We start from the raw sequence: 24,872 nt of genomic DNA, 5'->3' as shown, positions 1-24,872 counted from the left end.
CATCATGATCAAACGACTGTCAGGTGTGATCTTTGTACTGATGATCTCTCACCTGGCAATGGCTGAAGAATCGGGGGCATTTTATGGCAAGTTTCGTCCGCTGGATCGAGCATCCGATGCCTCGTCAAACAGTATGAGCAAGGGCCGATATTCCGGTGCGGCTGGTTATTACCCGCCGCAATCCCGTTCCGGTTCCGCGGTGATGGGCCCCGGCTACCCGGCAGCCGGTTATTCCGCTGACTCGTCGCAACAGCAACGCTGGCAGAAGCCGCGATTCAGACCCGATACACGGTATCGCAAAGGTCCGGCGGCGGCGCAGCACTATCGTCCGCACTCCGGTCAGACGGATCCCGGCTATCGTTTTCGTCCCCAGGGGGGTGGCAATCGGGGCTACGGCAGGTTTCCCGGCGAAACCCACATAATAAAACGACAACCCTCATGACTGTTGATCAGTTGGCAGGAGTTGGAAGGAGAGCGCCGCTCCGGGAGTCAGCCGGGTGTGGTGATGAGGAGGTGAAGATGTCAATCCGCGGTCAAATCCTGGTCTTGGGCCTCTGCCTGTTGTTGACCGGGATACCCCAGGTCCGGGCGGCCTCGCCGGCGGCAGTGGAGTTTTCTGCCGATACCGTTCAGACTGATCCGCAGAAGAATCAGCGGGTCGGCCACATCTTCGTCGGCAAGAACAGGGTGCGCAGCGAGTCGGAGCAGAATGGCCAGCCGGTGGTCAGTATTGTCGATACCGACAGTGGAGTGACCTGGGTGCTCTATCCCCGGCAGGGCAGCTATATTGAATACCGTATGGGTTCCGGGCAACCCGTGGCGGAAGCGGGTAGTCCCTGCGCAGGTGTACCGGGTGCCCGGTGCAAAAAACTGGGTGATGAAACCCTGCATGGCCGGCCGGCCACCAAATGGCAGGTGAGCATGCCGTCGCAAAAGGGGGCCGTTCAGAGTACCCAGTGGATCGGCAAACAGCATTCGATCCTGTTGCGACAGGAGGTCAAGGATGGCCCGGTTATGGAGCAGCGCATGCTGCAGGTAGAGCAGTTCGACGGGCGCACAGTAGAGAAGTGGGAGATGACTGTCAGCCAGGGCGATCAGCCGGTACAGCGCTCTCTGCGCTGGTTTGATCCGCAGCTTAACCTGGCCATCAGGGAGGAGAGCCCGCTCGGTTATGTGCGGGAATTGCGTAATATTACCATTGCGCCGCAGAACCCCGGTCTGTTCCAGGTGCCTGCGGAGTTCAGGAAAATCGTACCCCAGCAGCAGAGCCAGAAGAGATAGTCGGTGGTCTGTTGCGGGTAAATATACTGAATGATCAGATGATCATGGGGTGAAACTAATGAAGATCAGACTCAGATGGATTTTAACGGCACCGTCCGTTCTGCTGCTTGTTTCGGCAGCAGGCGCTGTGTTCGCCTCACCGGTTGGCGTGCCGCAACAGATGATGCCCAACTATGTGCCGGCATCGCCTTCACAGGGAGTAGCCAGTTTCAGACCCCATTTCCGAGCCCAGCCGCTCCGGCCAGCGGCCCGATTCGCTCCTCCGGGGCGTGTTCCGCCAGCCCATGCACCGGTACGGCGCGCGGGTAACTGGCCATTGCCGGTCAGCTATCGTCCCATGCTGCCGCCAGCCCCCCGTTATGCACCACCCTATGGTTATCGTGGACCGGCGCCACGCTGGGCCGGTTACCGACCCCCAATGCGCAATTATGCTGTGCCGGCCGCACCCCGTATGGTTTACGGTTACCCCGCCCGACCTCCGGTTGGCGTGCAGGGTTATCCCCAGGTTCGACAATACCGACCCCGGCTTCCCTATCCGCCCATGGTCCCGGTGCGATACCGTCAGCCGAACTGGACAGTGCCGGGACGTGCATCCATGCCGCGAGCCTATCACGGCTATCCCCAACGACAGGCCTATCCGGCTGGACCAATACCGGGGCCCCGGGCGCTGCCGGGGCGGTTTGCCGGTCGTTACCAACCCTACTCAAGGGTGCCGACCGGACGGTCGAACTACCAATTCCGACCCATGCCGCGACCGGCCGCTTACCGGGGATACCCGATGCCGCAACGTTATGGTGCGGCACCGTTTGCAGCGCCGAACTATCGGTCCCGGCCTGACCCCCGCCAGGCTGGGCAGGTGAGGCGTCCCATGGGCTCTTATCAGGCGCAACAAATGCGGGACCGGCCCATGAGCCGGGGCGAGTTACTGGCCTGGCGCAATACGGCCCAGCGCTTTCCCGGGTCGGTCTACTAGGAGCGGCGGCTTTTCCGGTTTCCAGGTATCTGAATTTAGCGCAAAGGTACGGGTATGATCACTGTTGTGGGTAGTCTGAAAGGCGGGTCAGGGAAGAGTACCGTGACCTTCAATCTGGCCATCTGGCTGGCAATGGCGGATACAGATGTGCAGCTGATAGATCTGGATCCCCAGGCGACGCTGCGGGATGTGGCGGAAGTGCGTGATGAAGAGGGTTATCGGCCGCAAATCACCGTGCAGGACAAAAAACAGTTGGATAGTGATGAACTTCGGCAGTGCGATGAGGTGTTGATCGATATCGGCACGGCGGATCTGGAGATGATGAAACGTGCTATCCGACTGGCTGATCGCATACTGGTGCCGGTGCCTCCCTCCCAGGCGGATATCTGGTCGACCCAGCGATTCATTCAGTTTGTCAATGCCACCACCGAAGGTGATGTCCCTGAGATCATCGGTTTTATCAATCGGGGGGATACCCATCACGCGGTACGGGAGACGGATGAAGCGGCTGCGGCACTGGTCTCCCTGCCCGGGATCAGGTTCATCAAACCGCGACTGTCACAACGTACTATTTTTCGCCGCTCTTTCAGTGAAGGACTGGCGGTGTTTGAACTGAATCCGAAAGGCAAGGGTAGCAAGGAGTTAAATGCACTCTGCGCCAAACTATATCCCGACGTATTGAAGTGACGACTGCGAGCCGGCACGGCGGTTCGGCAACAGGGATTTGACAACTCCGGTTAACCCCATGGGACCGGAATACCAGGAGGGTGCAATATGCGTGTGATCAAAAATCTCTTTACCCTGATCGGTTTTCTGACCGTACTCGCCGCTGGTGTGCTGGTCTACAAGGTTTACCCGATAGTGGATGGTTTTGACCCGGATGCTCCAGGGGTCTATGGGGAGCTGCTTGAAAAGGTGCTCGACACCCGCAACGCCGCGGACGCAGTAGTCTGGAAGATGCCGGTGGAGGAGGGGCTGACTGCAGAAGATGTGGAGCAATCGATGAAGCTGGTCGCCAATGAGCTCAACATTTCGAACGTGGGTGAGCTGCCTCTCTCCAAGGATGTGGCGGCGAAAAGCGGGAAACCGTACCGGTTTGTCAAGATCTACATGTTCTGTAACTCCCTGACTGCGGCACAAATGCTCGATTACAGTGATGCATTCTCCGCCTACCTGCCGTGCCGGATAACCCTGGTCGAGGACAAGCAGGGTAAGCTCTGGCTCTATACCCTGAACATGGACCTGATGATCCATGGTGGTGAACCGCTGCCACCAGCCCTGAAGGAGGAGGCGTTGCATGTGAAGCGGGTGATTCTGGAGATCATGCAGCGTGGTGCCGCGGGCGATTTCTGACCGGGGTGGGGGAGATGGATATAAATCCCTGCTATGCCCCCTATAAATAAAAAAACGACATTGGTCGGATTGCTTCTGTGTTAAGATATATTAGATAATTAAAATATTAGCAATAAATTAATTAGCTATGTGAACAGGCATGGTTTCGAGGATAGGGTAGATGGTCCAGGAAAAAGAGCGTGTGGATCAGAAGCAGACTCCAGATGAGGGGCAGGGTGACTCCATGGATCGTCTTTCAGAAGCGTTTGAGACCAGTGCCCGGCGCTGGGAGCTGATTGTCTATCCATCCCTGTTCGCGTTCATTATCCTGGCTGCCTATGGTTTTTTTCTGGTCTACAGCCTGGCCAGGGATGTGCATTATCTGGCTGTGAGTGTTGATTCCAATATGACGGTGCTGGCGGATAACATGCGCTCTGTGTCGGATAACATGAACAACATGACGGCCAATATCAGAACCATGTCCGGTTATATGTCCGAAATAAACGACAAGGTCAGTGCCCTGGAGCCCATGCTGGAAACCATTGGCTCCATGGACAAGTCGATCCAGTCCATGACCGTCTCCACCTATATCATGCGCCAGGATATGTCCCGCATGAATCAAAGTATCTCCCGCCCCATGACTTTTATGAATGGCTTTATGCCCTGGTAGGGTATGCCGTCGCAGTGCCCTGGCTGGTCGGTTTCATCGGCCACCGCCCCTGTCACGGGGGCGTTTCCGACCGGCAAGTGATCATCCGCTCCGGTGTTGCTGAAGCTGTAGCTGAACTGCTCCGCCCTTATCGCTATACGTCCCATCGCCTCTTTTGAACCTGTTGGATTGGTTTCCCCGGGTGACCCCGTTTTAGCGTTTCGCGTTACCGATCTACACACCGTCTGTTACCGCTGCCTGTGTGTTTCGGTAACACCGCTTGCGTGATCTGCTCCTAGACGCTTGATTCTAGGCGTTGTGGTTGTCGGCACGGTATTTGCTCCTGGTTTGTGGTCGGGGATAGCTTCGGCACACCGAATGCTGCTAAAGCAGGGGCAGACAGTTTTTGTTAGAAAACCGAATAAAAGAAGAAAAGAGTGATCCCTGCTGTTAGTTAATTGATTGGCTGTTCATTGCAATGTTTCGCCAGCTGGAAACGATGAATCGAGACCGGTCGTATTCGGTTGCCGCTATCCCGGCACTCAGTCAGTTTTACAAAAGACGCACTGGGAGCCATTCAGCACCTGTTGCACGTGCATAATAATCGGGCATGCAGCTCGAAATGGAGAGAGGAAAAATAGTAATGAGTGATGACAAGTCCAAGACCAGCGAACTTTCCCGTCGTGGTTTTATCAAGGTAGGTGCAGCGGCTATGACCGCGGCCAATATGCCCATGTTCTTCGTCAAGGATGCCTGGGCAGCCAAGGATTTCCGCAACAACCCGGGTAACGCCGGTTCCGTCAAGTTCGGTTTCAACGTTCCCCAGACCGGCGCCTATGCCGATGAGGGTGCGGATGAGCTGCGTGCCTACAAGCTGGCGGTAAAACACATCAATGGTGAAGGTGACGGCGGTATGCTGAACACCATGAAACCGCTTTCACTGAAAGGTAACGGTATCCTCGGCAAGAAGGTCGAGTATGTGACCGGTGACACCCAGACCAAGTCCGATGCCGCTCGTGCTTCCGCCAAACGTATGATTGAGAAGGATGGCGTGATCATGGTAACCGGTGGTTCCTCCTCCGGTGTGGCGGTGGCTGTCCAGGGTCTGTGTCAGGAGATGGGCGTCATCTTCATGGCGGGTCTGACCCACTCCAATGACACCACCGGTAAGGACAAACGTCGTTACGGCTTCCGTCATTTCTTTAACGCCTACATGTCCGGTGCTGCGCTGGGCCCGGTGCTGAAGGATGAGATGGGCACCGAGCGTAAAGCCTACCATCTGACCGCTGACTACACCTGGGGTTGGACCCAGGAAGAGTCGATCAAAAACACCACCGAAGCCCTGGGCTGGCAGACGGTTGCGACCGTCAAGACCCCGGTGGGTGCCGGTGACTTCTCCCAGTACATCACCCCGGTGCTGAACTCCGGAGCAGACGTGTTGATCCTGAACCACTACGGTAAGGATATGATCAACTCCCTGACCCAGGCGGTTCAGTTCGGACTGCGCGACAAGCAGGTCAACGGCAAGAACTTCGAGATCGTGGTGCCGCTGTTCTCCCGTCTGATGGCACAGGGTGCCGGTGAGAACATCAAAGGTATCCTGGGAACCACCAACTGGAACTGGTCGCTGCAGGATGAAGGCTCCAAGGCCTTTGTTAAGTCTTTCGGCCAGGAGTATGGCTTCCCGCCCTCAATGGCGGCTCACACCACCTACGTTCAGGCCCTGCTGTACGCCAACGCGGTAGAGTCTGCCGGCACCTTCTATCCGCCTGAGGTGATCAAGCAGCTGGAAGGGTTCCAGTTCGATGGCATGGGTAACGGTCCGACCGAATACCGTGCAGAGGATCACCAGTGCTTCAAGGATGTACTGGTGGTGCGTGGGAATCAGAACCCGACCTCTCAGTTTGACCTGTTGACGGTTCAGCAGGTTGTGCCGCGTGCACAGGTTGAGTACGACGCCAAGATCTTTGGTGGCGAACTCGGTCCCTACGAGGTCTGATCCACTCTAGCCTGTCTGCCGGCTGCCTTCGGGCAGCCGGCGCCTGTTTTTATCTAATTTCAGTGGTGTGTAGACAGTAATGGATGCGATCCTTCTTCAGATCTTAAACGGCCTTGATAAGGGCGGTGCCTACGCACTGATTGCCCTCGGCCTGACACTCGTGTTCGGAACCCTGGGCGTGGTGAATTTCGCCCACGGCGCCTTGTTTATGCTGGGTGCGTTCTGCGCGGTTACGGTAGAAAAAATATTGACGCTCTCCGTGAAGGTAAAGGACGAAAGCATTACCTTCTTTGACGCCTACAAAGAGCAAGCCTATCTGGAAATCTGGTTTGGCGACTTCGGTAAAACCATTATCGATTGGTCGGTACCCATATCGATCCTGCTGGCCATACCGGTGATGTTGCTGATCGGCCTGATCATGGAACGAGGCTTGATCAAGCATTTTTATAAACGTTCACATGCGGAGCAGATCCTGGTCACCTTCGGCCTGGCGATTGTGTTGCAGGAGATCGTTAAATCCTTCTTTGGGGCTAACCCGATCCCTTCACCCGCTCCGGAGATCGTTGCCGGTAGTGCACCTATCGGTGTTCTGTTCGGGTTGGGCGAGTCCGTGGTTTACCCCTGGTGGCGATTGATCTACCTGCTATTCTCGGGCATTGTCATTTTTGCTGTGTTCGCGTTCCTGCAGTTCACCACGTTCGGTATGGTGGTGCGGGCCGGTATGCATGACCGGGAGACGGTGGGCCTGTTGGGTATCAATGTGGAGCACCGCTTTACTATTGTATTCGGCATTGCTGCCGTGGTGGCCGGTCTGGCCGGTGTCATGTACGCGCCGATTCTACCGCCTGATTACCACATGGGGATGGACTTCCTGGTGCTCTCCTTCGTGGTGGTGGTTGTAGGAGGTATGGGGTCGCTGGGCGGCGCCGTGGCAGCGGGCTTCCTGCTGGGAATTCTGCAATCCTTCGCCTCCATGAATGAAGTGAAAAACATCATTCCTGGTATTGATCAGATCATCATCTATCTGGTCGCTGTAGTCATTATCCTGGTCAGGCCCCGTGGTCTGATGGGACGCAAAGGCGTGATGGAGGATTGATATGAATATGCCATTGTTACGAAATGACTGGGTTGTCATGGCCATATTCACTTTGGTCGTCCTGACAGCACCGGTCTGGTTGACCCCGGTTGGTGCAGGTTATCCTGACCTGCTGCAGAAGTTTGCGATCTTTGGGATTTTTGCCATCGGCTTCAACCTGCTGTTCGGCCTGACCGGGTATCTCTCCTTTGGTCATGCCGTGTTCCTGGGGGTCGGTTCCTATACGGCGGTCTGGTCATTCAAGCTGTTGACCATGAACGTGATACCGGCAGTGATCTTTTCCGTTCTGGTGGCCGGTCTGTTTGCTGTCGTGATCGGGTTTCTCAGTCTGCGGCGCTCGGGTATCTACTTCTCGATCCTGACCCTGGCTTTTGCCCAGATGTCCTACAACCTGGCCTACTCCGTACTGACACCATTGACCAACGGTGAGACCGGTCTGCAGTTGACCATGAATGATCCACGGGTTCTGGATGGTCCGGTCGGTGAGGGATTGCCCTCCACTCAGCTGTTCGGTCTGGAGATGAGCGGCTACAGCGGATTCTACTTTTGTGCGGTGATGCTGATTATCGGCTTCTTTATCTCGCTGCGCATCTTCCGTTCGCCGTTCGGCCTCAAGCTGTTGGCCATCAAGTCCAACCAGACTCGTATGAAGTACACCGGTTTCAATACCCGGCCCTACCTGCTAACGGCATTTGTCATCTCCGGCATGTACGCCGGGCTGGCCGGTTCACTGATGGCGGTGACCGATCCGCTGGCGGGTGCCGAACGCATGCAGTGGACCGCGTCTGGCGAGGTGGTATTGATGACCATCCTGGGTGGTGCCGGAACCCTGCTTGGCCCGCTGTTTGGCGCCGGCATTATCAAGTATTTCGAAAACATCTTCTCTGCCATGAACGATATGCGACTGCATGAGATTTTTGCCTTCCTGCCTGATTGGCTGGAGAACATCGTGGTCGCCATCACCAGCGAGTTCGTGGGCGAAGGTTGGCACCTGACCCTCGGCTTGTTGTTCATGATCGTGGTGATCTTCCTGCCGGGTGGCGTAATGGAAGGTATTCGCCACGCCAATACCTATATACGGCGGCTTTTCAGCATGATCGGAAACCGCGATGTTGCCGTGCCGGCAGAGAAGGAGTGATGTGATGAGTATTGTTTTAAGCATCAAGAATGTGGATAAAACCTTCGGCGGTCTGCACGCGTTGGGTGACATCAACCTGGATATTGAAGAGGGTAAGACTCACGCCATTATCGGCCCCAACGGGGCTGGTAAATCCACGCTGCTCAACTGCTGTATCGGACGCCTGATTCCGGACAGCGGAACGGTGGAGTTCGATGGCAAGAATATGATCGGGCTGCAGCCGCACGAGATCAATCACGCCGGGATGGTGCGGGTGTTCCAGACGCCGGAGATCTTTCCCGATCTCACCGTCTTGCAGAATGTGATGATTCCGGCACTGGCGAAACGGGATGGCACGTTCAAGTTCAATGCCTTCAGCAGTCTCGCCTCAGAGCGGGAGATTGAGGCCGATGCCGTGCATATCCTGGAAGATATGGGACTGGGCGAGCACATCCACAAACACTCCGGCAGTATGTCCCGGGGTGACAAGCGACGTCTGGAACTGGCAATGGGTCTGGTGCAGCATCCGCGACTGCTGCTGCTGGATGAACCCACTGCCGGTATGGCGCGACATGACACCAACCGGACCATCGATCTGCTGAAGCGAATTAAAGAGCGGGGCATGACCAAGATCATTATTGAACACGATATGCACGTGGTGTTCAGTCTGGCTGATACCATCAGTGTATTGGCTCAGGGTCGGATTATTGCCACCGGTACACCGGATGAGATCCGCGGCAATCCTAAGGTTCAGGAAGCTTACCTGGGAGGGGCTGAACTATGAGCAAGAAGAGTGCAACCCAGCGCGTCACGCCGGTCAACCGGGCCGGTTCCGATCCAGCGTTTTTCTCCTGTTGGGATATCCACTCCTATTACGGGGAGAGCTATATCGTACAGGGGGTCAGTTTCGATATCCGTGAGGGTGAGGTACTGGCTCTGTTGGGGCGAAATGGTGCCGGTAAAACCTCCACCTTGCGATCCATCGCCCGGGTGGACAGCCCCCAGGTGACCCATGGCGAGATCTGGCTGGATCATAAACCGCTGCACAGTATGAAGTCCCATGAGGCGGCTCAGAACGGCGTGGCACTGGTGCCGGAGGATCGGCGTATCATCGCCGGTATGACGGTGGAGGAGAACCTCATCCTGTCCCAGATTGCGCCGCCCATCGGTTGGAGTATTGAGCGTATTTACGAGCACTTCCCCCGACTGGCGGAACGTCGTGACCAGGAGGCGACCACCCTGTCCGGTGGTGAGCAGCAGATGCTGGCGGTAGCCCGGGCACTGGCCAGGGATATCAAACTGTTGCTGCTGGATGAGCCCTATGAGGGATTAGCACCGGTGATTGTGCATGAGATCGAACGGATCGTGGACGGCATCAAGAAGCTCGGTATCACAACCATTATCGTGGAGCAGAATGCGGTGGCGGCACTGCGGCTTGCAGATCGGGCTATTATCCTCGATATGGGACAGGTGGTGTTTGATGGGCTGGCCCAGGAAGTGCTGGATAACGAGGAGTTGCGCCAGCAGTACCTGGCTATCTGAACCACTACCATCGGTACTACAGGGCCCGTGATATCCGATCGGACATCACGGGCTTTTTTTTCAGACGCCTTTATACGCCGTTTGTGGTTACCTCCCGGACGATCCGAAAACCGACCCGAAGATAGTGATAGTCCGGTCTCAGTTTGTTGCGGGATGCGCTGCGTAATCCACTCGGTACATTGTGCCAGGAACCGCCCCGTACCACCCGTTCCCGGTGGTCCTCATAGTCGAAACCGGCATCCTGAAGTTCCAGGCCGCTGTAGGTCTCGTCGTAGATCGACGCACACCATTCCCACACATTGCCATGCATGTCATGCAGTCCCCAGGGATTGGCAGGGAATTGATCTACCGGTGTGGTCTGGCCGCGGGAGAGCCCCTTCTCACTGCCGCCATAGGTGTAGTTACCGTCAAAATTTGCTTGATCCGGCGAGATAGATTGACCGGTCCAGAACGGTGTATCAGTGCCCGCGCGACAGGCATATTCCCACTCCGCCTCGGTGGGCAGGCGGATTGGGGCATCAATTTTTTCACCGAGCCATTGGCAGTACTCCAGGGCAGACCAATAGCTGACATTGATGACTGGCCGATTGCCCCGGCCCCAGGTTTCATCACCCGGGAAAGAGCTTTGTATCGCTTTACAGTAGATGTCGAACATGGCAAAGGTGACCGGCGTCTTGAGTATTTCAAACTGTTTCACCTCTACCTCATGTTGACGTTCATTTTCGAAGCGATTTTTTTCCCCGGACGGAGAACCCATCAGGAAGCTGCCACCGGCAATGCTTATCCAGTCGTTCTCCCTAAGCCCGTACTTGAGCAACCTGGCGGCCTGGTGCGCTTTTTCCCGCTGGATTTTCCGCTCTACGGTGCGTTTTGCCTGCGCCTGTTCAACATGGTGTCGGACTTCCGCTTGAACCCCTCCCCGGAATGGGGTGGCTGGCGGGGAGATGACCTTGAGGGATTCCATGATGGGCATGGAAGGGGTCGTTGGTTCGACTGCTACCGGTGCGCCACAGCGATCGCAGAAGTTGGCGTTGGGCTGCAAACGTTTTCCACAGCAGCAGCAATGTCCTTCAATGCAGAGGGACTGCCCGCACTGGGCACAGAAGAGCGCTTCCGGGTCTTCAATCTGATGATGACAGTTGCTGCACTGCATGCGCGCGTGGTAACTCCGGTGATCCGTGCCAAAGTGTGGGTGCATGATATGGGAAAAACCTTCTCCGGGTCTTTGTCCTGCTGTCAAAAATGGTGTGCAGATGTCCCGACCTAAGGTGGTCCGGGGCTTCAGTAATCAGGTTGGACGGGGAAACAGTGCCGCCCCGAAAACCGCTTGCGGCTTCCGGGGAGCGGGTTGGGCGATCACTATGCGGAGCTGAACTCATAGGAGATGTTTTCAGATGGTTCCTGAAGAAAATAGCCCTGAATGTAGTTAACCCCGACAGTCCAGAGAATCGCCAGGCTATTGGCATCTTCCACACCCATGGCCACTGTCTTGATATTGTGTTCCTTGGCCAGGGCATTCAGCTCGTTCAAGTGGTCCTGTTGCTCCTGGTTGGACGCCAGGTCCTGCATCAGTTCGAAATCGAACTTGACGAAATCCACCGGCAGATGTTTCAGCAGTGTGTCCGCTTTCGGGTTAGAGCCGAACTGGTCAATAGCCAACTGGCATTTGATCTTCTTCAGGCCTTCGATCAGTTTCTTGGCGTTCTGAATATGGTTGCGCAGATCCTTGTCCTGAATCTGGAAAGTGATCCAGGGACCCTTGGCGCTGTATTTGCGCAGGCAGTCGCAGATCCAGAGCAGCATGCCCTCATCTTCCAGTCCGGAGCTTGAGATGCTGATAAAGAAGTTGACCTTTTTACCCTCTTTACGCTGTTCGGAGAGCTCTTCAATGGCCTTGTCGATTACCCAGCGGTCCACTTTGGCCATCTGCTCACCCTGCTTGGCGTAGCGGATAAAGTGGTCGGGGAGAATCTCTTCATTGTTGTTGTCCAGCAGCCGGGTTAACACCGCATAGTGTTCCCGGCTATCGCCCTGCAGGCTGACGATCGGCTGGTAGACCAGCCGGAAGCGGTCATGTTCCAGGGCGTGCTCAATCAGTTCGTTGATCCGCGCTTCGTCACCAGTGTTATCTTCACCGTAGCTGGCCTGCATCTCACTGGCGTCGTAACAGGAGTAGCGATTGCCACCGCCATTACGGGCCGCCTCGTAGGCATGGTAGGCGCGATTGATGAAATCCTGACTTCCCGGGCTGTCGGGATCGAACAGACTGACACCGATGCTGCAGGTGACGTTGATCTCCTGGTAGATATACTCTTCCACCAGCAGGCGCAGTCGCTCCGCCATAGTCTCCACATCGATGCTATTATGCTTGGGGCTCAGGATGGTAAATGAGTGATCGCCGAAACGGGCCAGCAGCTCCTCTTTATCGATATTTTCGCTGAGCAGGTCGGCCAGCTCCTTGAGCAGGTTGTCACTCGCGGTGATGCCGATGTGGCTCCTGATTTCCCGGAAGTCATCGATGACTATGTAGAACAGGGAGCAGCCGGTGTCAGTTTCACTCGACGTGGCAATCTGCTGCTCCATTTTCGCCATGAAATATTGACGATTGGCCAGGCCGGTTTGGGCATCCTGGTTGCTCAGCAGTTCGATGGTCTGCTCAAGCTCCTTGTTCTGTGCTTCATTGCGGATGATCAACTGGGTGCATGGCTCGCCGTCAAAGGTGGCCGGCGAGAACTCCAACTTGGCATCAAAAACCTCCCCGGCACTGTTCTGGCAGGCGATGTTGAGCTCGGTATGCTCCCGGCCCAGGGTCCTGAGAAAGGATTTGATCGTTTTGTGATCCTTGGCCGGGATCAGGTCAAGGATAGGCAAACCTTCCAGCTCATCCATATCCACAAAACCGAACATCTCCAGATAGGCCGGGTTGGCCTGCATGTGCATCCCTTCATGGATGTAGGCAATGGCGTCCTGGGAGCTTTCGATGAGGGTGCTGCAGAGGGCTTCCGCCTCTTTTAACTTTTCCCGGGTCTCTGCCAGCTCTTTGCGCAGGTAGATCTCCTCGGACTCCCGCATGACAACCAGCTGCAGATGGTCCGGGTCGTTTGCACAGACCACATCCCGGGCGCCATCGCGCATGGTTTGAATCAGGGTGGCGGGATCGGTTGCCGGATCCTTATAGATAATGACGTAGGGTGTGTCAGCAAAGGCCGCCTTACAGAGCTTGAGAATGGCCGTCAGTTTGTCCAACGGTTCCGGCAGGGAAAGCAGTATCAGTTCGGGTTTTTCATCATCGGCGATATCCAGTAACGCCTCATCATCCACGGCAACGGTCGGATGAATTATCAGGCCGGCGTTGCGTAACGTACTGATATGGGCCTCTGCCTCATTGAGGGACGACTCTATTACCAGAAGCCTGATTGAAATATCAGTTTCGGGATTTCCATTCATGGCTGGCAGTTGTCCAGTGTCATTGAAATACCTGTTTGGAATAACATTAATTCTGCATCATTACAGCATGGGCCAGATGTTGTCAAAATCGGCAGGGTCTTCGTTGGAGTGACTCTCCCTGTCGCCTGTCTGTCCATCCAGATAGGTAAACTGGAAGCGGGCAAAAGCGCCGGTTGTTTCCATCAGTTGGGTCAGTTTGGCCTTCCTCTCCATGCCGTTGTGCTCAATCATAATGGCATCGCCGGGCTTGAACGGCAGGGTCGGTAGAATCAGGCTGGCCGGAAGTTCAGATGCCTTCAGTTCCGGCAGCAGCAGGCACTGTTTGGGATGGCTGGTAGGGTTGTTGGTCTCCAGGTCGTGAACCGTTACAGCGGTCGCGTTTGGAGCAATCATCTGCATGCCCAGTTGCAAGCCCTGGCCGGGCAGGTTTTTCATCCAGCGGCTGATGCCAATGGCAAACTGATTCTTGACGGTGGCCGACTGTATGCCGATCACTTCGCCGATTTTTACCTTGGGCGCATTGGCTCCCTGCCAGTTGATGCAGTAGCCGCCGGCACTCTCGTTGTCTGTTTTGCAGGCGAAGGTTTCGTATTGTTTATCAGTCGAGTGGCTGGCCCAGATCGGGGTGCCGTCCTCTCTGCAGCCGGATTCGCCAAAGCCACTGGCGAGAATAGTCTCGTGTATGGCGTCATCCTCGCCCTCCAGGGTCAACTTGTTGCCGGACAGGGTGTAGAGGGATTGGTCGGGTGTGCTGTCGGATGATTGGTCACCCCAGCTCCCACCGCGCGATGCGCCGGTGTCACGGGCATCGCTCCCCTGTGTCTGGAGACTGTAGATAGCATTGATGCCCACGGCCACTTTCAGTTCGAAATTGAGCCTGGTGCGTACGAACTCCCGCTTCGGTTCGGAGCTCAGGACCTGGACCAGCTGCCGCAGCAACTGCTTTGAGAGTTTCTGACCTGTTTGTGCTCCTTCGCTGTTGCCACTGTCCTGGGGTAGCTGATCGAAGGTTTCCCGTAACATCTTCACCAGCGGTTGGGTGTTGAGTACCCGGCGCAGCCTATTCTCCTGCCCGGTTTCCAGCGAGCTGTGGCGCGGTGGCAGGTCGCTGGCCAGGTTGACGACAAAGTCAAACTGGCCCGGAGCTCCTCCGGTGCTCATATTCAGGGTGGTGAGCAGGCTCCACTGTTCCAGAGACTGCATGACGTTTTCAATTTTACGGGGCCGCAGTCGATAGGGTGAGCAGATGGAGAACAGCAGTATCTGTTTATACAGGGATCCGATGCTGCTGACCGAATCGCTCTTCTTGCCATCTTTCACTGCCAACTCTTCGATACCGTTCTGCTCGGCATAGGCGTACAGCAGGTGGATCTCTTTCCAGACCTTGGGTGGCACCGGGTCATAGACGAGGGCAGATTGATAGATCACCGTGGAGAGAAAACGCATCGCCCGGTGAATGGCAATGATCAGCATTTTTCGATCAAACTTGCCACTTTCCCCGGTGAGCATGGTCTCGATAAAGATCTTGTAGGAGAGGGCCAGCTCGGTATACAGCTCCCGGTTGAGTACGGCGATTTTTCGGTTCTTGGCCGACAGGGGGAAAGGGGAGTCGTAGTAGTACTTTCGCAGGTTGTCGGAGATGTAGCCGATCGGGCGGCGCAGCAGTTCAGCGATCTTTATTCGATCGAGATGGGGGATGTTAATCCTGTTGAACTCAACAAGGGTTTTAAATACCTGCCGCGAGGTCTCTCCCACGTTGGCCATAGGTAAACCACTCACCCAGGACGAAACTTCCTTGGGATTCAGGAGCATTGAATCGGTGGGCGCATTGGAGCGCTCAGGCGTAGTAAAACCGAGTGTTTTCTGTATCTCCATGAAATCTTTACTATTTTGGTTAGTGAGATTCATTGGCCGCCTGGCCGTACGTAGTTTACAGTGTTTTATCGGCAGGTTCAGGTTCTACTGCAATAAAAATTTAGCATCTACCGGGTGATGGTATCGCCCTCCGGCCCCTCCGGGGCCACCGTTGGTCAGATTACCGGTTGTTTGGCGGGGGCACCGGCGACTTCCCTGACCACTCGTGGCATCAGATACCCTGGCAGACGGGCCCGCAGCTCATCCTGTAGTTGCCGAATCCGTTCAGCCTTGACCTCAAAGTGAGCTGCTCCGGCCACCCGGTCCAGTAGATGGAGATAGTAGGGGAGAATGCCGGCTTCGAACAGTCCTGAACTCAAGGCGACCAGGGTATCTGCGTTGTCGTTGACCCCCTTCAGCAGCACCGACTGGTTGAGCAGGCTGATACCGGCCCGTTTCATTGGCTGCAGCCCCTCCACCAGCCCGGGTGATAGTTCCCGTGGGTGATTTATATGTAATACCAGCACGGATTGCAGCCGACCGCTACCCAACAGAGCGGTCAGTTCGTTGGTCAGCCGTGAGGGGATCACCACCGGCAGCCGGGTGTGTATCCGCAGCCGTTTCAGGTGGGGGATCCCTTCCAGCCGGCTGATCAGGGCGGCGAGTTTACTGTCGGTCAGGGTCAGCGGATCACCACCACTCAGAATGATCTCCTCAATATCCCCATGCTGATGAATATGTTCCACTGCCTGGGTCCAGCCGTGCCGGTAGGCGGCCGCCTCCTGATAGGGGTAGTGGCGCCGGAAACAGTAGCGGCAGTTGACGGCGCAGCTGCCACTGGCAATCAGCAGTAACCGTCCCTGGTATTTATGCAGCATGCCGGGGCCGACCGCTTTGTCCAGATCGCCCACCGGATCAGGGCCGAAGCCGGCCGAAGGCAACTGTTCAGCCCCGATCGGCAGCACCTGCCGCAGCAGCGGATCATCCGGGTCTCCGGGCGTGATCAGCTCGGCGAACTCCCTGGGGACTTTCAGGCCAAACTGTCTGGCTGCGGTACGTGCTGCGGGTAACAGGGCCCGGTCCAGTTGCAGGTATCGGAGAAACGCTTCGGGTTCCCGAAAGGCGCCGGCGAGAGACTGCTGCCATGGGGGAGTCTGACATGCAGGCTCTATTCGATGTATCATGCGCGTTTTCAAGTCGGTTGTTTGGTGAGGACAAGATGGCAACTTATAGTACCAATGAGTTTAAGGGTGGTCTAAAAATAATGCTGGATGGTGACCCTTGCTCCATTATTGAGAACGAATTTGTGAAGCCAGGCAAAGGCCAGGCGTTTAATCGGGTCAAAATCCGCAACTTGAAGACCGGGCGTGTCATAGAACGCACCTTTAAATCGGGTGAGAGCGTAGTAGCCGCTGACGTCATGGAGATGGAGCTGCAGTACCTCTATTCGGACGGTGAGTTCTGGCACTTTATGGACCCGGACAGCTTCGAGCAGGTGAGCGCTGATGCGGCTGCCGTGGGTGATTCAGTGAAGTGGCTGAAAGATCAGGATATGTGTACGGTTACCCTGTGGAACGGCGCGCCGATCATTGTGGAAGCCCCCAACTTTGTCAATCTGACCATCACCGAGACCGACCCCGGCCTTAAAGGCGATACCTCCGGTGGTGGCGGTAAACCGGCCACACTGGAGACGGGTGCCGTGGTCCGGGTGCCCCTGTTTGTGCAGACCGGCGAGCTGATCAAGGTCGACACCCGTTCCGGCGAGTACGTGTCGCGGGCCAAGGAAGAGTGAGCTGGTCGAGCTGTTGAATCCTGGTCAGAATTTGGGCGGGGCTTTCCCCGCCGCCTCCATGGAGACTCTCAGGATGCGTGCCCGGATGATGGCGCGGATCCGGGAGTTTTTTCAACAGCAGGGGGTGATGGAGGTGGAGACGCCGATCTGTTCCCGCCATGCCACCACCGATCCCTCGATCCACTCCCTGGTGACCTGTTACACCGGTCCGGGAGCCCCCGACGGTGTGCCGCTCTACCTGCATACCTCGCCCGAGTTTCCCATGAAGCGGTTGCTGGCCGCCGGATCGGGATCGATCTACCAGCTCTGCAAGGTGTTCCGGGATGGTGAGTCGGGCCGTCTGCATAACCCGGAATTTACCCTGCTGGAGTGGTACCGTCCCGGTTTTGATCACCACCGCCTGATGGAGGAAGTGGAACAACTGGTGCAGCGGGTGCTGCCGGAACCCGGGCCTGTGCGCCGTATCAGTTACCGGACGCTGTTTGAGCAGCTACTGGGAGTGGACCCCCATCGGGCCACTGCCGGACAATTGCGCCAGCTGGCACTGCAGAAAGGTGTGCCGGGAATTGAGCAGCTGGATCTGCCACACCGGGATGCCTGGCTGGATCTGCTGATGACACACTGCATTGAGCCGGCCATGGGGGCAGGGCTCTGTTTCGTCTATGACTATCCGGCCAGCCAGGCTGCCTTGGCACGGGTACGGCCGGATGATCCCCCGGTTGCAGAACGGTTTGAGCTCTACATAGATGGAGTGGAGGTGGCCAACGGTTTCCATGAACTGGCCGACGCCGCTGAACAGCGCCGCCGTTTCGAACAGGATCTGCAGGCGCGCTCCAATGCCAACCTGCCGCTGCCGCCCATGGATGAGTGGTTGCTCGAAGCACTGGCCCGGGGATTACCGGACTGTGCGGGGGTGGCACTGGGTGTCGATCGTCTGTTTATGCGCTCGATCGGGGCTGATCACATCGACCGGGTTATAGCTTTTCCTCTGGAGCGGGCGTGACCTCATTCGGGCTGGTCAGGGTGGCGATCCGCTGGCCCATCTGAACCTGGCTGCCGGCTGACAGTGTCTCATCCCACCGGATGCTGTTTTTCGGAAACAGCAGCACCACGGTAGATCCCATGTTGAATCGTCCCATCTCTTCACCCTTCTCCAGGGTGATGGGTTGATCCGGTTGCTGCGGGCCGTAGTGCCACTGGCTGATGCGTCGCGTGGCGGGCGCCACCGTGCCGGCCCAGACCGTATCCATGCTGGCCACGAAAATAGCACCCACCATGACCACCGCCATGGGCCCTTGCCCGGTTTCAAACAGGTTGACCAGGCGTTCGTTGCGACTGAACAGACGGGGCACCACCCGGGTGGTTGAAGGGCTGACACTGAACAGCCGGCCGGGGATGTGCAGCATCTTTTTCAGTTCCCCTCCCTGCGGCATATGGATTCGGTGGTAGTCCCTCGGGGAGAGGTAGAGAGTAGCGAAATAGCCGTCTGCAAACTGCGCACAGTCGGCTTCGTCACCGCCCAGCAGTTCCTCCACTGTATAGCTCTGTCCCTTGGCCTGAAAAATACGGCCGTTCTCTATGGTACCGATCTGACTGATGGTGCCATCAACCGGTGAGACAATAGCGGCCGGATCATTCGCCAGCGGGCGGGCATCGGCGCGCAGCGCCCGGGTAAAGAAAGCGTTGAAACTGCTGTAAGCCGTGGGGTTCTGTTCAACCGCAACGCGCATATCGATCCTGTAGAGTCGGATGGCGCCCCGGATCAGACGATCCTTCAGCGGCGGCCACTCAATACGGGTCAACCAGTGCATGGCCTGGGAGAGCAGATGGTGGGGCAGCAGGTAAAGCAGCAGGGCGAACAGCTTGTCGGCCAGTCCGGCTTCCCTGGCCGGGCTCTCGGAATTGTGATGGTTCATGTACAGCGGTTCCGTTGAATGGCGGGTGATGGATGGATACTACCGGTATCCACCCATCAGGTAAACGCAGCGTATCAGGCGATTGGTGTATCTGGTCGATTGCCCCAGTCGGACCAGGAGCCCGGGTAGCCCTTTACCCTAGGGAAGCCCAACGATTTCAGCATGATATAGCTGAGGGATGAACGATGATGGGTGTGGCAGTAGGTGATCACCTGCTGACTATCCCTGATACCCAGATGATCCAGCAGTTGCCTGAGCTGGTCGGCGGGTTTCAGACGCAGGTTATGCTGCGGGTCGAGCGCCAGCAGCCAATCCATGTTGATCGCCCCGGGGATATGTCCGGCTTTTTCCGCAAAGCGTTTCACGCCGTTGTACTCCTCCCGGCTGCGGGCGTCGAGCAGGGCATAACCCTCCTCTCCCAGGTGCTGCCTGATATAGTCAGTATCAGCCACCGGGGTATCAGTCGGTTGGGCGTGGAACTGCCTGGGGGTCGGGTTGTTCACCGTCTGCTCCATGGGGTGGCCCTCGTTGGCCCAGGCGTGCAGACCGCCGTTCAGTAGCGAGAAACGATCATGTCCCATCGCTTCCAGGGTCCAGAGCAGTCGGCTGGCCTTGCCGCCGCCCTCATCATCATAGGCTATAACGTGAACCTTGTTGTCGATGCCAAGGGAGGAAAAGCACTGTTCCAGTGCGCCGGATTTCGGTAGCAGACCCATGGCGGGTGGACGCGCAGTGACGATCTGGTCGTAATCCAGGAAGACCGCGCCCGGGATGTGATATTGGGCGTAGCTGGCGGGTTTGGTCAGATCCACCAATAGCAGGTCACTGTCACCCAACAGGGGCTCAAGCGCGTCGGGTTCAATAATCAAGGGTATATCGGATGTAGTCATGGTCGCTCGTCAGGTCATCGACTTCCAGAGCCGGATAGTGGTGGCAGATCGGCAACTTTCAAGCTCTGCTTGCACGGGTACCGGATGGGACGTCGTAAGGAAGATACACAGCAGTCTAACGTTTTTTCGTCCCCTCCGTTTGCCGGCCCTGTAACCAAGCATAGTCTCCGTGACGCACTATGCAGGACCGAAGTGATATCTTCAGGATTCCACCCCTATGACCGATATGAAATTAAGACGAAGCGTCGGGTTGTTATGCCATGGCCGCGGCGTTTGCGGGCGTAAGGCGTATCAACCTGTTCAGAAGCCCGTGGATTGATCGGGTGAGTAAAACCACAACGAATTGCCGTTAATAGGAAAAGGGTAACCGCCCTGAGTCGGGAGCGGTGGTGCTGCTGCCCCGGGCAACTGGACCGGCTTCTCATTTAATAGGGGCTAATATGGCCATATGCCAATATTGTGACTATGGTTAAGCTATTTCAGTGAGGATTTTTCAGGGGGGAGATCTATACAAATGTTGACTGTCCTGGGGCAAGACAAAATTGTCCCACAAATAATAAGAGAAAAACTCCGCATTATGAGCCACGGGATAAATCTGCATAGGTGGCCGGAACGATGCGAAAAACAGTGGAGGTATGGAGATGAGAACAACGGGATCCCGTTGCAGGTTTGTTTTGTATACATTTCTGATTTTGTTGAGCGTGGCTTCCAGCGGAATCGCAGCTGAGAAGCTCAAGCCCTATATTCTGGCCACCGGTTCGACGAGTGATTTTCCAACCACCGTTGAGCAGGTAAAACAGGCCCTGCAAAGGCAGCAGTTCAGAGTCATCGGAGAATATACGCCTTATGAACAGGCCCATATTATCGTAGTGACCAACGATGACCTGATTGCGCTGGCTGAGCGAGAACCCAATGCCGCATACCTGTCGGCCCAGCGTGTCTCCGTTACCCAGACCCGGTCCGGTCTGCAGGTCGCCTACACCAACCCGCTCTACTATGCCCATGCTTACCGGGTATCGGGTGACGTACAGTCTGTTAGCGAAAAATTGGCGGCCGCCCTGGGGGCCGTGGAGTCTTTCGGATCGAAGGGGATGACGCCGGATAAACTGCGTAAATATCACTACAGTTTCGGTATGGAGTACTTCGATGATCCACTGGAACTGGCACGTTACAACAGTCACCAGGAGGCGCTCCGCGCGGTCACCGGTTCCCTTGCTGAAGGGCGCGGTGGTACCGGCAAGGTCTATCGGATTGATATACCCCGTGCGGATATTGCGGTATTTGGCGTCGCGTTGTCTGACGGGATGGCAAATGACAAGCGGGTAATGGACGTGATTGATCACAAGGAGCTTAAGCAGACGCCCCATCTGCCTTATGAACTGCTGGTGGTAGGCCGGAAAGTGGTGGCACTGGCGCCGCGATTCCGTATCGCGATTGATTTTCCTGATCTGAGAATGATGGGCGAGAATGGCTTCACCCAGATTATGGCCACACCGGAGGCGATCCAGAAATCGCTGGTTCTGGCTGCGGGTGGCGAGTGGAAGGATCCCAGTTTCGCCGCGATGAATCCGGATCGCTGAGGCAACCGCTCTACCGATTCCCAGGCGGTTGTCCCGCCTGGGAATACTTTTTTACGGATGTCAGGTTGCGGAAAAACCGCTGCTGGCCTGTCCTGTCCTGCTTGTTATCACCCTTTTAACAGACAGAATATCGGTGTTAATATGTGATCGACTTCACAAAAAAACAGGGAGTATGAAGAGTGATGTGGCTCAGAAGTAGGCGAGTGGCCGCTTTTTTAGTTGTGCTGTTTATACCCCTGTGTGCTTCCGCTGCCGGCAAGATTGTAGTGGGAAGCGGGATCAGTCCTCCACTGGTAGCTACCGATTACTCCCCTGGTTTCATTGAATCCCTTGTCACTGAGGCGTTTGCCCGTCTTGGTATTGAGTTCGAAGTCATCAATCTACCCGCAGAGCGTGCCCTGGTGAATGCTAATAGAGGCATTGAGGACGGTAATCTGCTGCGCATCGCTGGCCTGGAAAAATACTACCCGAATCTGATGCGTGTGCCCGAGAAGTTAATGGACACCGAATTTGTCGGCTACTCCATGAAGGATATCCCCGCCGGAGAGGGCTGGCAGCGGCTGCAATGTTGTACGGTGGCTTATGTTACGGGCTGGAAAATATTCGAAAACAATACCCGGAGCGCCGCTGCAGTCAGCGTGGTGGGGGAACCTACGCAACTGTTTCGCCTGATAAAAGAGGGCCGGGTGGACGTCGGGTTGTACGAAAAGTGGCAGGGAATACTGCTGGCTAGAAAAGTGGGGTTGAAAAACTACCATGTACTGGAGCCGCCATTTACCACCAAAGAGCAGTTTATGTATCTGCACAAAAAACATGCGGCGCTGGTGCCGGAGGTGGCACGGGTTCTGCGCGAGATGAAGCAGGATGGTACTTACCAGAAAATCTTCGACCAGACCTTGGGCATACTTCAACCCTAAAGCGGTATGACTGTGGAATCGGGGCAGGTCACAAAAGTAGCACGGAGTCCGCTGGCCCGGCGATTGGTTGTTGCGATTGTACTGTTCAGTTCCATCATCACCCTGGTGATTACGGCCATCCAGATCCGCGTCGATTATGAACAGGAACTGTCCGACATTGATGCCGAGTTTGAGCAGATTCGTCACAGCAGCCTGCATAGTGTGTCACAGAGTGTCTGGGTTCTGGATGAGCTGCAGGTGAGAAATCAACTGAAAGGATTGACAAAGCTTTCCAGTATTGAGTTTGCCGCTGTCAACGTGGAGGGGAAGCAGCGCTGGGCGGTCGGCCAACAGCCGGACCGTGATCAAGTATCGGCCCGATTCCCACTCACCTATCAACACCGAGGAGAGACGCTGGAGATCGGGGAGCTGGTTATTATCGGGACACTGGACAATGTTTATCACCGTCTCATGGATCGGGTCCTGTTTATCCTGTTTGGTAACGGTTTAAAGACCTCCCTGGTGGCGCTGTTCAGCCTGTTTCTTTTTTATCATCTGTTGGGGCGATACATACTGGATCTGAAGCAGTTTGCTGACCGGTTCGGTGAGGAACAGGATCTTCCGCTTTTCAGCCTGAATCGAAAGCGCTCGGCCAGGCATCAACCAGATGAGCTGGACAGCCTGGCGGCATCGATCAACCACATGGTTAAAACGCTGCGGAACCGGGAGGATGATCTGCGGGTTTTTGCGACGACAGTGGAACAGAGCCCGAGTTCAGTGCTGCTCACCGATGCGGATGGCAATATCGTATATGTCAATCCAACGTTTACCGAAATATCCGGCTACACCCTTGATGACGTGTATGGCAAAAAACCGGCTCAGCTTACGGCTGGCCTGACTGCGGATGAGGTGAGTGAACAGATCTGGGAAACCATCCGTAGCGGCGGCGTCTGGGCGGGGGAGTTAAAAAGCAGAAGCAAGTCCGGCACCATCTATTGGGAGAGCGTAAAGATCGGTCCGGTGCTGGATAAAAACGGGGAGATTATTCGCTATATCCTGGTCAATGAGGATATTACGCTCAGAAAATCCTATGAAGAGCAACTGCTGCATCAGGCCAACTATGATGGCCTGACCAATCTCCCCAATCGCCTGTTGGCCTTTGATCGCATAGCACAAGCGATGGTAACCGCCCAGCGGGAAAAGTGCCACGTCGTGGTGATGTTCCTGGATCTGGACCGGTTTAAGAATGTCAACGATACCCTGGGACATGCCCTCGGCGATGAGTTGCTGGTCGAAGCGGCCAAGCGTCTCAGGAGCTGTATTCGGGTGGAGGATACCGTCGCCCGGCTGGGTGGCGATGAGTTTCTGATTATTCTGCCCGGTATCCAGAAGACACAGAATGCTGAACTGATAGCCCGGAAGGTGCTACAAGCCATGGCGGCGCCGTTTTTTCTGAATGGCCGGGAGCTCTATATCACCGCCAGTATCGGCATCACCATCTATCCGGAGGACAGTGACAGCCCGGAGATTTTGCTGCGGAACGCTGATGTGGCCATGTATCAGGCGAAAGCACAAGGCAGCAACAGCTTCTGCTTTTTCACCCAGACCATGAATAACCAGGCCAGGGCGCGGCTGGAGATCGAGTCCGAACTGCGGCATGCCCAGGAGAACCGTGAACTGGAGCTCCACTTCCAACCGATCGTGGATGCCCGCTCAGGACAGATCGTGGCCGCAGAGGGTTTGCTGCGCTGGAATAATCCGACGCTCGGTCGTGTATCGCCTGATACTTTTGTTCCGCTGGCGGAGGATATCGGGCTGATCCTGCCGATTGGTGACTGGGTGCTGCGGACCGCCTGTCATACCGCAATGACCTGGCAGCAGAGTGGCAGAACACCAGTCCGGGTTTGTGTCAACGCCTCAGTGCGTCAATTCAGAAACGGTAATATTGTTCAAACCATCGCTTCCGTACTCGAAGAGAGTGGCCTTCCCGCGCATTGCCTGGAAGTGGAGATAACCGAGGGGCTGTTACTGGACGATGCGCCCGAGATTCAGGAGATACTGAATAAACTGCACCGGATGGGAGTTCGTATCAGTATTGATGATTTTGGTACTGGCTACTCATCTCTCTGCTACCTGAAAAAATTTCCCTTTGATGTGCTGAAGATTGACCAGTCATTTGTACGTGATGTGATCAATGATCCTGACGATGCTGCGCTGGCCGCCGCCATTATTCATATGGCCCACCAGTTGAAGCTGGAAGTGGTGGGTGAGGGAGTGGAGACCACCGCACAACTGCACTACCTACAGGATAACGGTCTCGATATGGTACAGGGCTACCTGTTTAGCAAGCCGGTAACAGCAGAGGGATTTAAGCGATTGCTGGACCAGAAAAAGTCTCATGGATCGTTATCGGGCGTGGTTAAAAAAACAGATAGTCATACCCTGACTGAGCATTGATCACAGGCGGTTCCCGATTATTCATTACGCGGCCTCGGAGTGTGTAACGTC

The 24,872-nt window shown here is 55.9% G+C and carries 23 protein-coding genes; 17 read left to right on the top strand and 6 right to left on the bottom strand.

The features are described from left to right. The first annotated feature begins 4 nt into the window (after positions 1-4). The 11 genes from AAY24_RS08875 (at position 5) to AAY24_RS08830 (ending at position 9,989) form a co-directional block, all read left to right on the top strand. Positions 5-442, top strand: coding sequence for a hypothetical protein (locus AAY24_RS08875; protein ID WP_199930547.1), 438 nt, complete (start codon positions 5-7; stop codon positions 440-442). 77 nt (positions 443-519) lie between these two features. Next, the gene (locus AAY24_RS08870) at positions 520-1,281 is read left to right on the top strand and encodes a hypothetical protein (protein WP_046859378.1); all 762 of its coding nucleotides are present in this window, start codon (positions 520-522) and stop codon (positions 1,279-1,281) included. 58 nt (positions 1,282-1,339) lie between these two features. Beyond that, positions 1,340-2,254, top strand: coding sequence for a YML083C domain-containing protein (locus AAY24_RS18895; RefSeq protein WP_199930546.1), 915 nt, complete (start codon positions 1,340-1,342; stop codon positions 2,252-2,254). Between the two features lie 54 nt (positions 2,255-2,308). Then, the gene (locus AAY24_RS08865; RefSeq protein WP_046859377.1) at positions 2,309-2,941 is read left to right on the top strand and encodes a nucleotide-binding protein; all 633 of its coding nucleotides are present in this window, start codon (positions 2,309-2,311) and stop codon (positions 2,939-2,941) included. An 87-nt stretch (positions 2,942-3,028) separates the two neighbouring features. Then, complete coding sequence (locus tag AAY24_RS08860) at positions 3,029-3,607, top strand: DUF302 domain-containing protein (protein WP_046859376.1); 579 nt, start codon at positions 3,029-3,031, stop codon at positions 3,605-3,607. Between the two features lie 160 nt (positions 3,608-3,767). Continuing rightward, complete coding sequence (locus tag AAY24_RS08855) at positions 3,768-4,256, top strand: hypothetical protein (protein ID WP_046859375.1); 489 nt, start codon at positions 3,768-3,770, stop codon at positions 4,254-4,256. A 622-nt stretch (positions 4,257-4,878) separates the two neighbouring features. Further along, complete coding sequence (locus AAY24_RS08850) at positions 4,879-6,234, top strand: substrate-binding protein (RefSeq protein ID WP_082117091.1); 1,356 nt, start codon at positions 4,879-4,881, stop codon at positions 6,232-6,234. Positions 6,235-6,313: 79 nt separating this feature from the next. After that, the gene (locus tag AAY24_RS08845) at positions 6,314-7,330 is read left to right on the top strand and encodes a branched-chain amino acid ABC transporter permease (protein WP_046859374.1); all 1,017 of its coding nucleotides are present in this window, start codon (positions 6,314-6,316) and stop codon (positions 7,328-7,330) included. Position 7,331: 1 nt separating this feature from the next. Continuing rightward, positions 7,332-8,468 (top strand): branched-chain amino acid ABC transporter permease, encoded by a 1,137-nt coding sequence (locus AAY24_RS08840; protein WP_046859373.1) that lies wholly within the window; start codon positions 7,332-7,334, stop codon positions 8,466-8,468. A gap of 4 nt (positions 8,469-8,472) precedes the next feature. Next, the gene (locus AAY24_RS08835) at positions 8,473-9,231 is read left to right on the top strand and encodes an ABC transporter ATP-binding protein (RefSeq protein WP_046859372.1); all 759 of its coding nucleotides are present in this window, start codon (positions 8,473-8,475) and stop codon (positions 9,229-9,231) included. Then, positions 9,228-9,989, top strand: a complete 762-nt coding sequence (locus AAY24_RS08830) for an ABC transporter ATP-binding protein (protein WP_046859371.1) — start codon at positions 9,228-9,230, stop codon at positions 9,987-9,989. The genes AAY24_RS08835 and AAY24_RS08830 overlap by 4 nt, the downstream gene beginning before the upstream one ends. Before the next feature lie 70 nt (positions 9,990-10,059). On the opposite strand, the gene AAY24_RS08825 is transcribed toward AAY24_RS08830, so the two are convergent. Further along, entirely contained in the window at positions 10,060-10,746 is a 687-nt protein-coding gene (locus AAY24_RS08825) for a formylglycine-generating enzyme family protein (protein WP_234422286.1), read from the bottom strand. Here AAY24_RS08825 and AAY24_RS19420 point away from each other — a divergent pair. Beyond that, positions 10,696-11,256: a hypothetical protein gene (locus tag AAY24_RS19420; protein ID WP_234422309.1), complete on the top strand. Its 561-nt coding sequence runs from the start codon at positions 10,696-10,698 to the stop codon at positions 11,254-11,256. The genes AAY24_RS08825 and AAY24_RS19420 overlap by 51 nt on opposite strands. 92 nt (positions 11,257-11,348) lie before the next feature. On the opposite strand, the gene AAY24_RS08815 is transcribed toward AAY24_RS19420, so the two are convergent. The 3 genes from AAY24_RS08815 to epmB all read right to left on the bottom strand — a co-directional run bounded on the left by AAY24_RS08815 (position 11,349) and on the right by epmB (position 16,474). Next, positions 11,349-13,436, bottom strand: coding sequence for an EAL domain-containing protein (locus tag AAY24_RS08815; protein ID WP_046859369.1), 2,088 nt, complete (start codon positions 13,434-13,436; stop codon positions 11,349-11,351). A 60-nt stretch (positions 13,437-13,496) separates the two neighbouring features. Then, positions 13,497-15,311, bottom strand: a complete 1,815-nt coding sequence (locus AAY24_RS08810) for a hypothetical protein (RefSeq protein ID WP_199930543.1) — start codon at positions 15,309-15,311, stop codon at positions 13,497-13,499. A 155-nt stretch (positions 15,312-15,466) separates the two neighbouring features. Continuing rightward, the gene (epmB, locus tag AAY24_RS08805) at positions 15,467-16,474 is read right to left on the bottom strand and encodes an EF-P beta-lysylation protein EpmB (RefSeq protein WP_046859367.1); all 1,008 of its coding nucleotides are present in this window, start codon (positions 16,472-16,474) and stop codon (positions 15,467-15,469) included. A 35-nt stretch (positions 16,475-16,509) separates the two neighbouring features. Between epmB and efp the strand changes: the two genes are divergently transcribed. Next, the gene (efp, locus tag AAY24_RS08800) at positions 16,510-17,082 is read left to right on the top strand and encodes an elongation factor P (RefSeq protein WP_046861154.1); all 573 of its coding nucleotides are present in this window, start codon (positions 16,510-16,512) and stop codon (positions 17,080-17,082) included. Positions 17,083-17,167: 85 nt separating this feature from the next. Further along, positions 17,168-18,085: an EF-P lysine aminoacylase EpmA gene (gene epmA, locus AAY24_RS08795; protein ID WP_234422265.1), complete on the top strand. Its 918-nt coding sequence runs from the start codon at positions 17,168-17,170 to the stop codon at positions 18,083-18,085. Here epmA and asd read toward each other — a convergent pair. Both asd and AAY24_RS08785 read right to left on the bottom strand, forming a co-directional pair. Then, on the bottom strand, positions 18,057-18,998 hold the full coding sequence (gene asd, locus AAY24_RS08790; RefSeq protein WP_335337230.1) for an archaetidylserine decarboxylase: 942 nt from the start codon (positions 18,996-18,998) through the stop codon (positions 18,057-18,059). The two genes, epmA and asd, sit on opposite strands and share 29 nt — an antisense overlap. A 74-nt stretch (positions 18,999-19,072) precedes the next feature. Then, positions 19,073-19,888, bottom strand: a complete 816-nt coding sequence (locus AAY24_RS08785; protein ID WP_046859365.1) for a sulfurtransferase — start codon at positions 19,886-19,888, stop codon at positions 19,073-19,075. Positions 19,889-20,562: 674 nt separating this feature from the next. On the opposite strand from AAY24_RS08785, the gene AAY24_RS08780 reads away from it, so the two are divergent. The 3 genes from AAY24_RS08780 (at position 20,563) to AAY24_RS08770 (ending at position 24,821) form a co-directional block, all read left to right on the top strand. Next, on the top strand, positions 20,563-21,468 hold the full coding sequence (locus AAY24_RS08780) for a hypothetical protein (protein ID WP_052761153.1): 906 nt from the start codon (positions 20,563-20,565) through the stop codon (positions 21,466-21,468). Positions 21,469-21,650: 182 nt separating this feature from the next. Beyond that, positions 21,651-22,385, top strand: a complete 735-nt coding sequence (locus AAY24_RS08775; RefSeq protein WP_046859364.1) for a substrate-binding periplasmic protein — start codon at positions 21,651-21,653, stop codon at positions 22,383-22,385. 63 nt (positions 22,386-22,448) lie between these two features. After that, complete coding sequence (locus tag AAY24_RS08770) at positions 22,449-24,821, top strand: bifunctional diguanylate cyclase/phosphodiesterase (protein WP_199930542.1); 2,373 nt, start codon at positions 22,449-22,451, stop codon at positions 24,819-24,821. Positions 24,822-24,872: the final 51 nt, after the last annotated feature.

The sequence above is a fragment of the Sedimenticola thiotaurini genome, from assembly GCF_001007875.1.
GTDB lineage: Bacteria > Pseudomonadota > Gammaproteobacteria > Chromatiales > Chromatiaceae > Sedimenticola > Sedimenticola thiotaurini.
The sequence above is the reverse complement of the archived record's forward strand: the minus strand, read 5'-3'. Positions and strand labels throughout refer to the sequence as shown.

Excerpts from the sequence above, each read along its gene's own strand:
- AAY24_RS08860 (WP_046859376.1), top strand. The coding sequence starts at position 3,029 with ATGCGTGTGATCAAAAATCTCTTTACCCTGATCGGTTTTCTGACCGTA.
- AAY24_RS08775 (WP_046859364.1), top strand. The coding sequence starts at position 21,651 with ATGTGGCTCAGAAGTAGGCGAGTGGCCGCTTTTTTAGTTGTGCTGTTT.
- epmB (WP_046859367.1), bottom strand. The coding sequence starts at position 16,474 with ATGATACATCGAATAGAGCCTGCATGTCAGACTCCCCCATGGCAGCAG.
- AAY24_RS19420 (WP_234422309.1), top strand. The coding sequence starts at position 10,696 with ATGTTGACGTTCATTTTCGAAGCGATTTTTTTCCCCGGACGGAGAACC.
- AAY24_RS08785 (WP_046859365.1), bottom strand. The coding sequence starts at position 19,888 with ATGACTACATCCGATATACCCTTGATTATTGAACCCGACGCGCTTGAG.
- AAY24_RS08850 (WP_082117091.1), top strand. The coding sequence starts at position 4,879 with ATGAGTGATGACAAGTCCAAGACCAGCGAACTTTCCCGTCGTGGTTTT.
- AAY24_RS08855 (WP_046859375.1), top strand. The coding sequence starts at position 3,768 with ATGGTCCAGGAAAAAGAGCGTGTGGATCAGAAGCAGACTCCAGATGAG.
- AAY24_RS08815 (WP_046859369.1), bottom strand. The coding sequence starts at position 13,436 with ATGAATGGAAATCCCGAAACTGATATTTCAATCAGGCTTCTGGTAATA.
- asd (WP_335337230.1), bottom strand. The coding sequence starts at position 18,998 with ATGAACCATCACAATTCCGAGAGCCCGGCCAGGGAAGCCGGACTGGCC.
- AAY24_RS18895 (WP_199930546.1), top strand. The coding sequence starts at position 1,340 with ATGAAGATCAGACTCAGATGGATTTTAACGGCACCGTCCGTTCTGCTG.
- AAY24_RS08830 (WP_046859371.1), top strand. The coding sequence starts at position 9,228 with ATGAGCAAGAAGAGTGCAACCCAGCGCGTCACGCCGGTCAACCGGGCC.
- AAY24_RS08845 (WP_046859374.1), top strand. The coding sequence starts at position 6,314 with ATGGATGCGATCCTTCTTCAGATCTTAAACGGCCTTGATAAGGGCGGT.
- AAY24_RS08865 (WP_046859377.1), top strand. The coding sequence starts at position 2,309 with ATGATCACTGTTGTGGGTAGTCTGAAAGGCGGGTCAGGGAAGAGTACC.
- AAY24_RS08840 (WP_046859373.1), top strand. The coding sequence starts at position 7,332 with ATGAATATGCCATTGTTACGAAATGACTGGGTTGTCATGGCCATATTC.
- AAY24_RS08810 (WP_199930543.1), bottom strand. The coding sequence starts at position 15,311 with ATGGAGATACAGAAAACACTCGGTTTTACTACGCCTGAGCGCTCCAAT.
- AAY24_RS08870 (WP_046859378.1), top strand. The coding sequence starts at position 520 with ATGTCAATCCGCGGTCAAATCCTGGTCTTGGGCCTCTGCCTGTTGTTG.
- AAY24_RS08875 (WP_199930547.1), top strand. The coding sequence starts at position 5 with ATGATCAAACGACTGTCAGGTGTGATCTTTGTACTGATGATCTCTCAC.
- efp (WP_046861154.1), top strand. The coding sequence starts at position 16,510 with ATGGCAACTTATAGTACCAATGAGTTTAAGGGTGGTCTAAAAATAATG.
- AAY24_RS08835 (WP_046859372.1), top strand. The coding sequence starts at position 8,473 with ATGAGTATTGTTTTAAGCATCAAGAATGTGGATAAAACCTTCGGCGGT.
- epmA (WP_234422265.1), top strand. The coding sequence starts at position 17,168 with ATGATGGCGCGGATCCGGGAGTTTTTTCAACAGCAGGGGGTGATGGAG.
- AAY24_RS08825 (WP_234422286.1), bottom strand. The coding sequence starts at position 10,746 with ATGGGTTCTCCGTCCGGGGAAAAAAATCGCTTCGAAAATGAACGTCAA.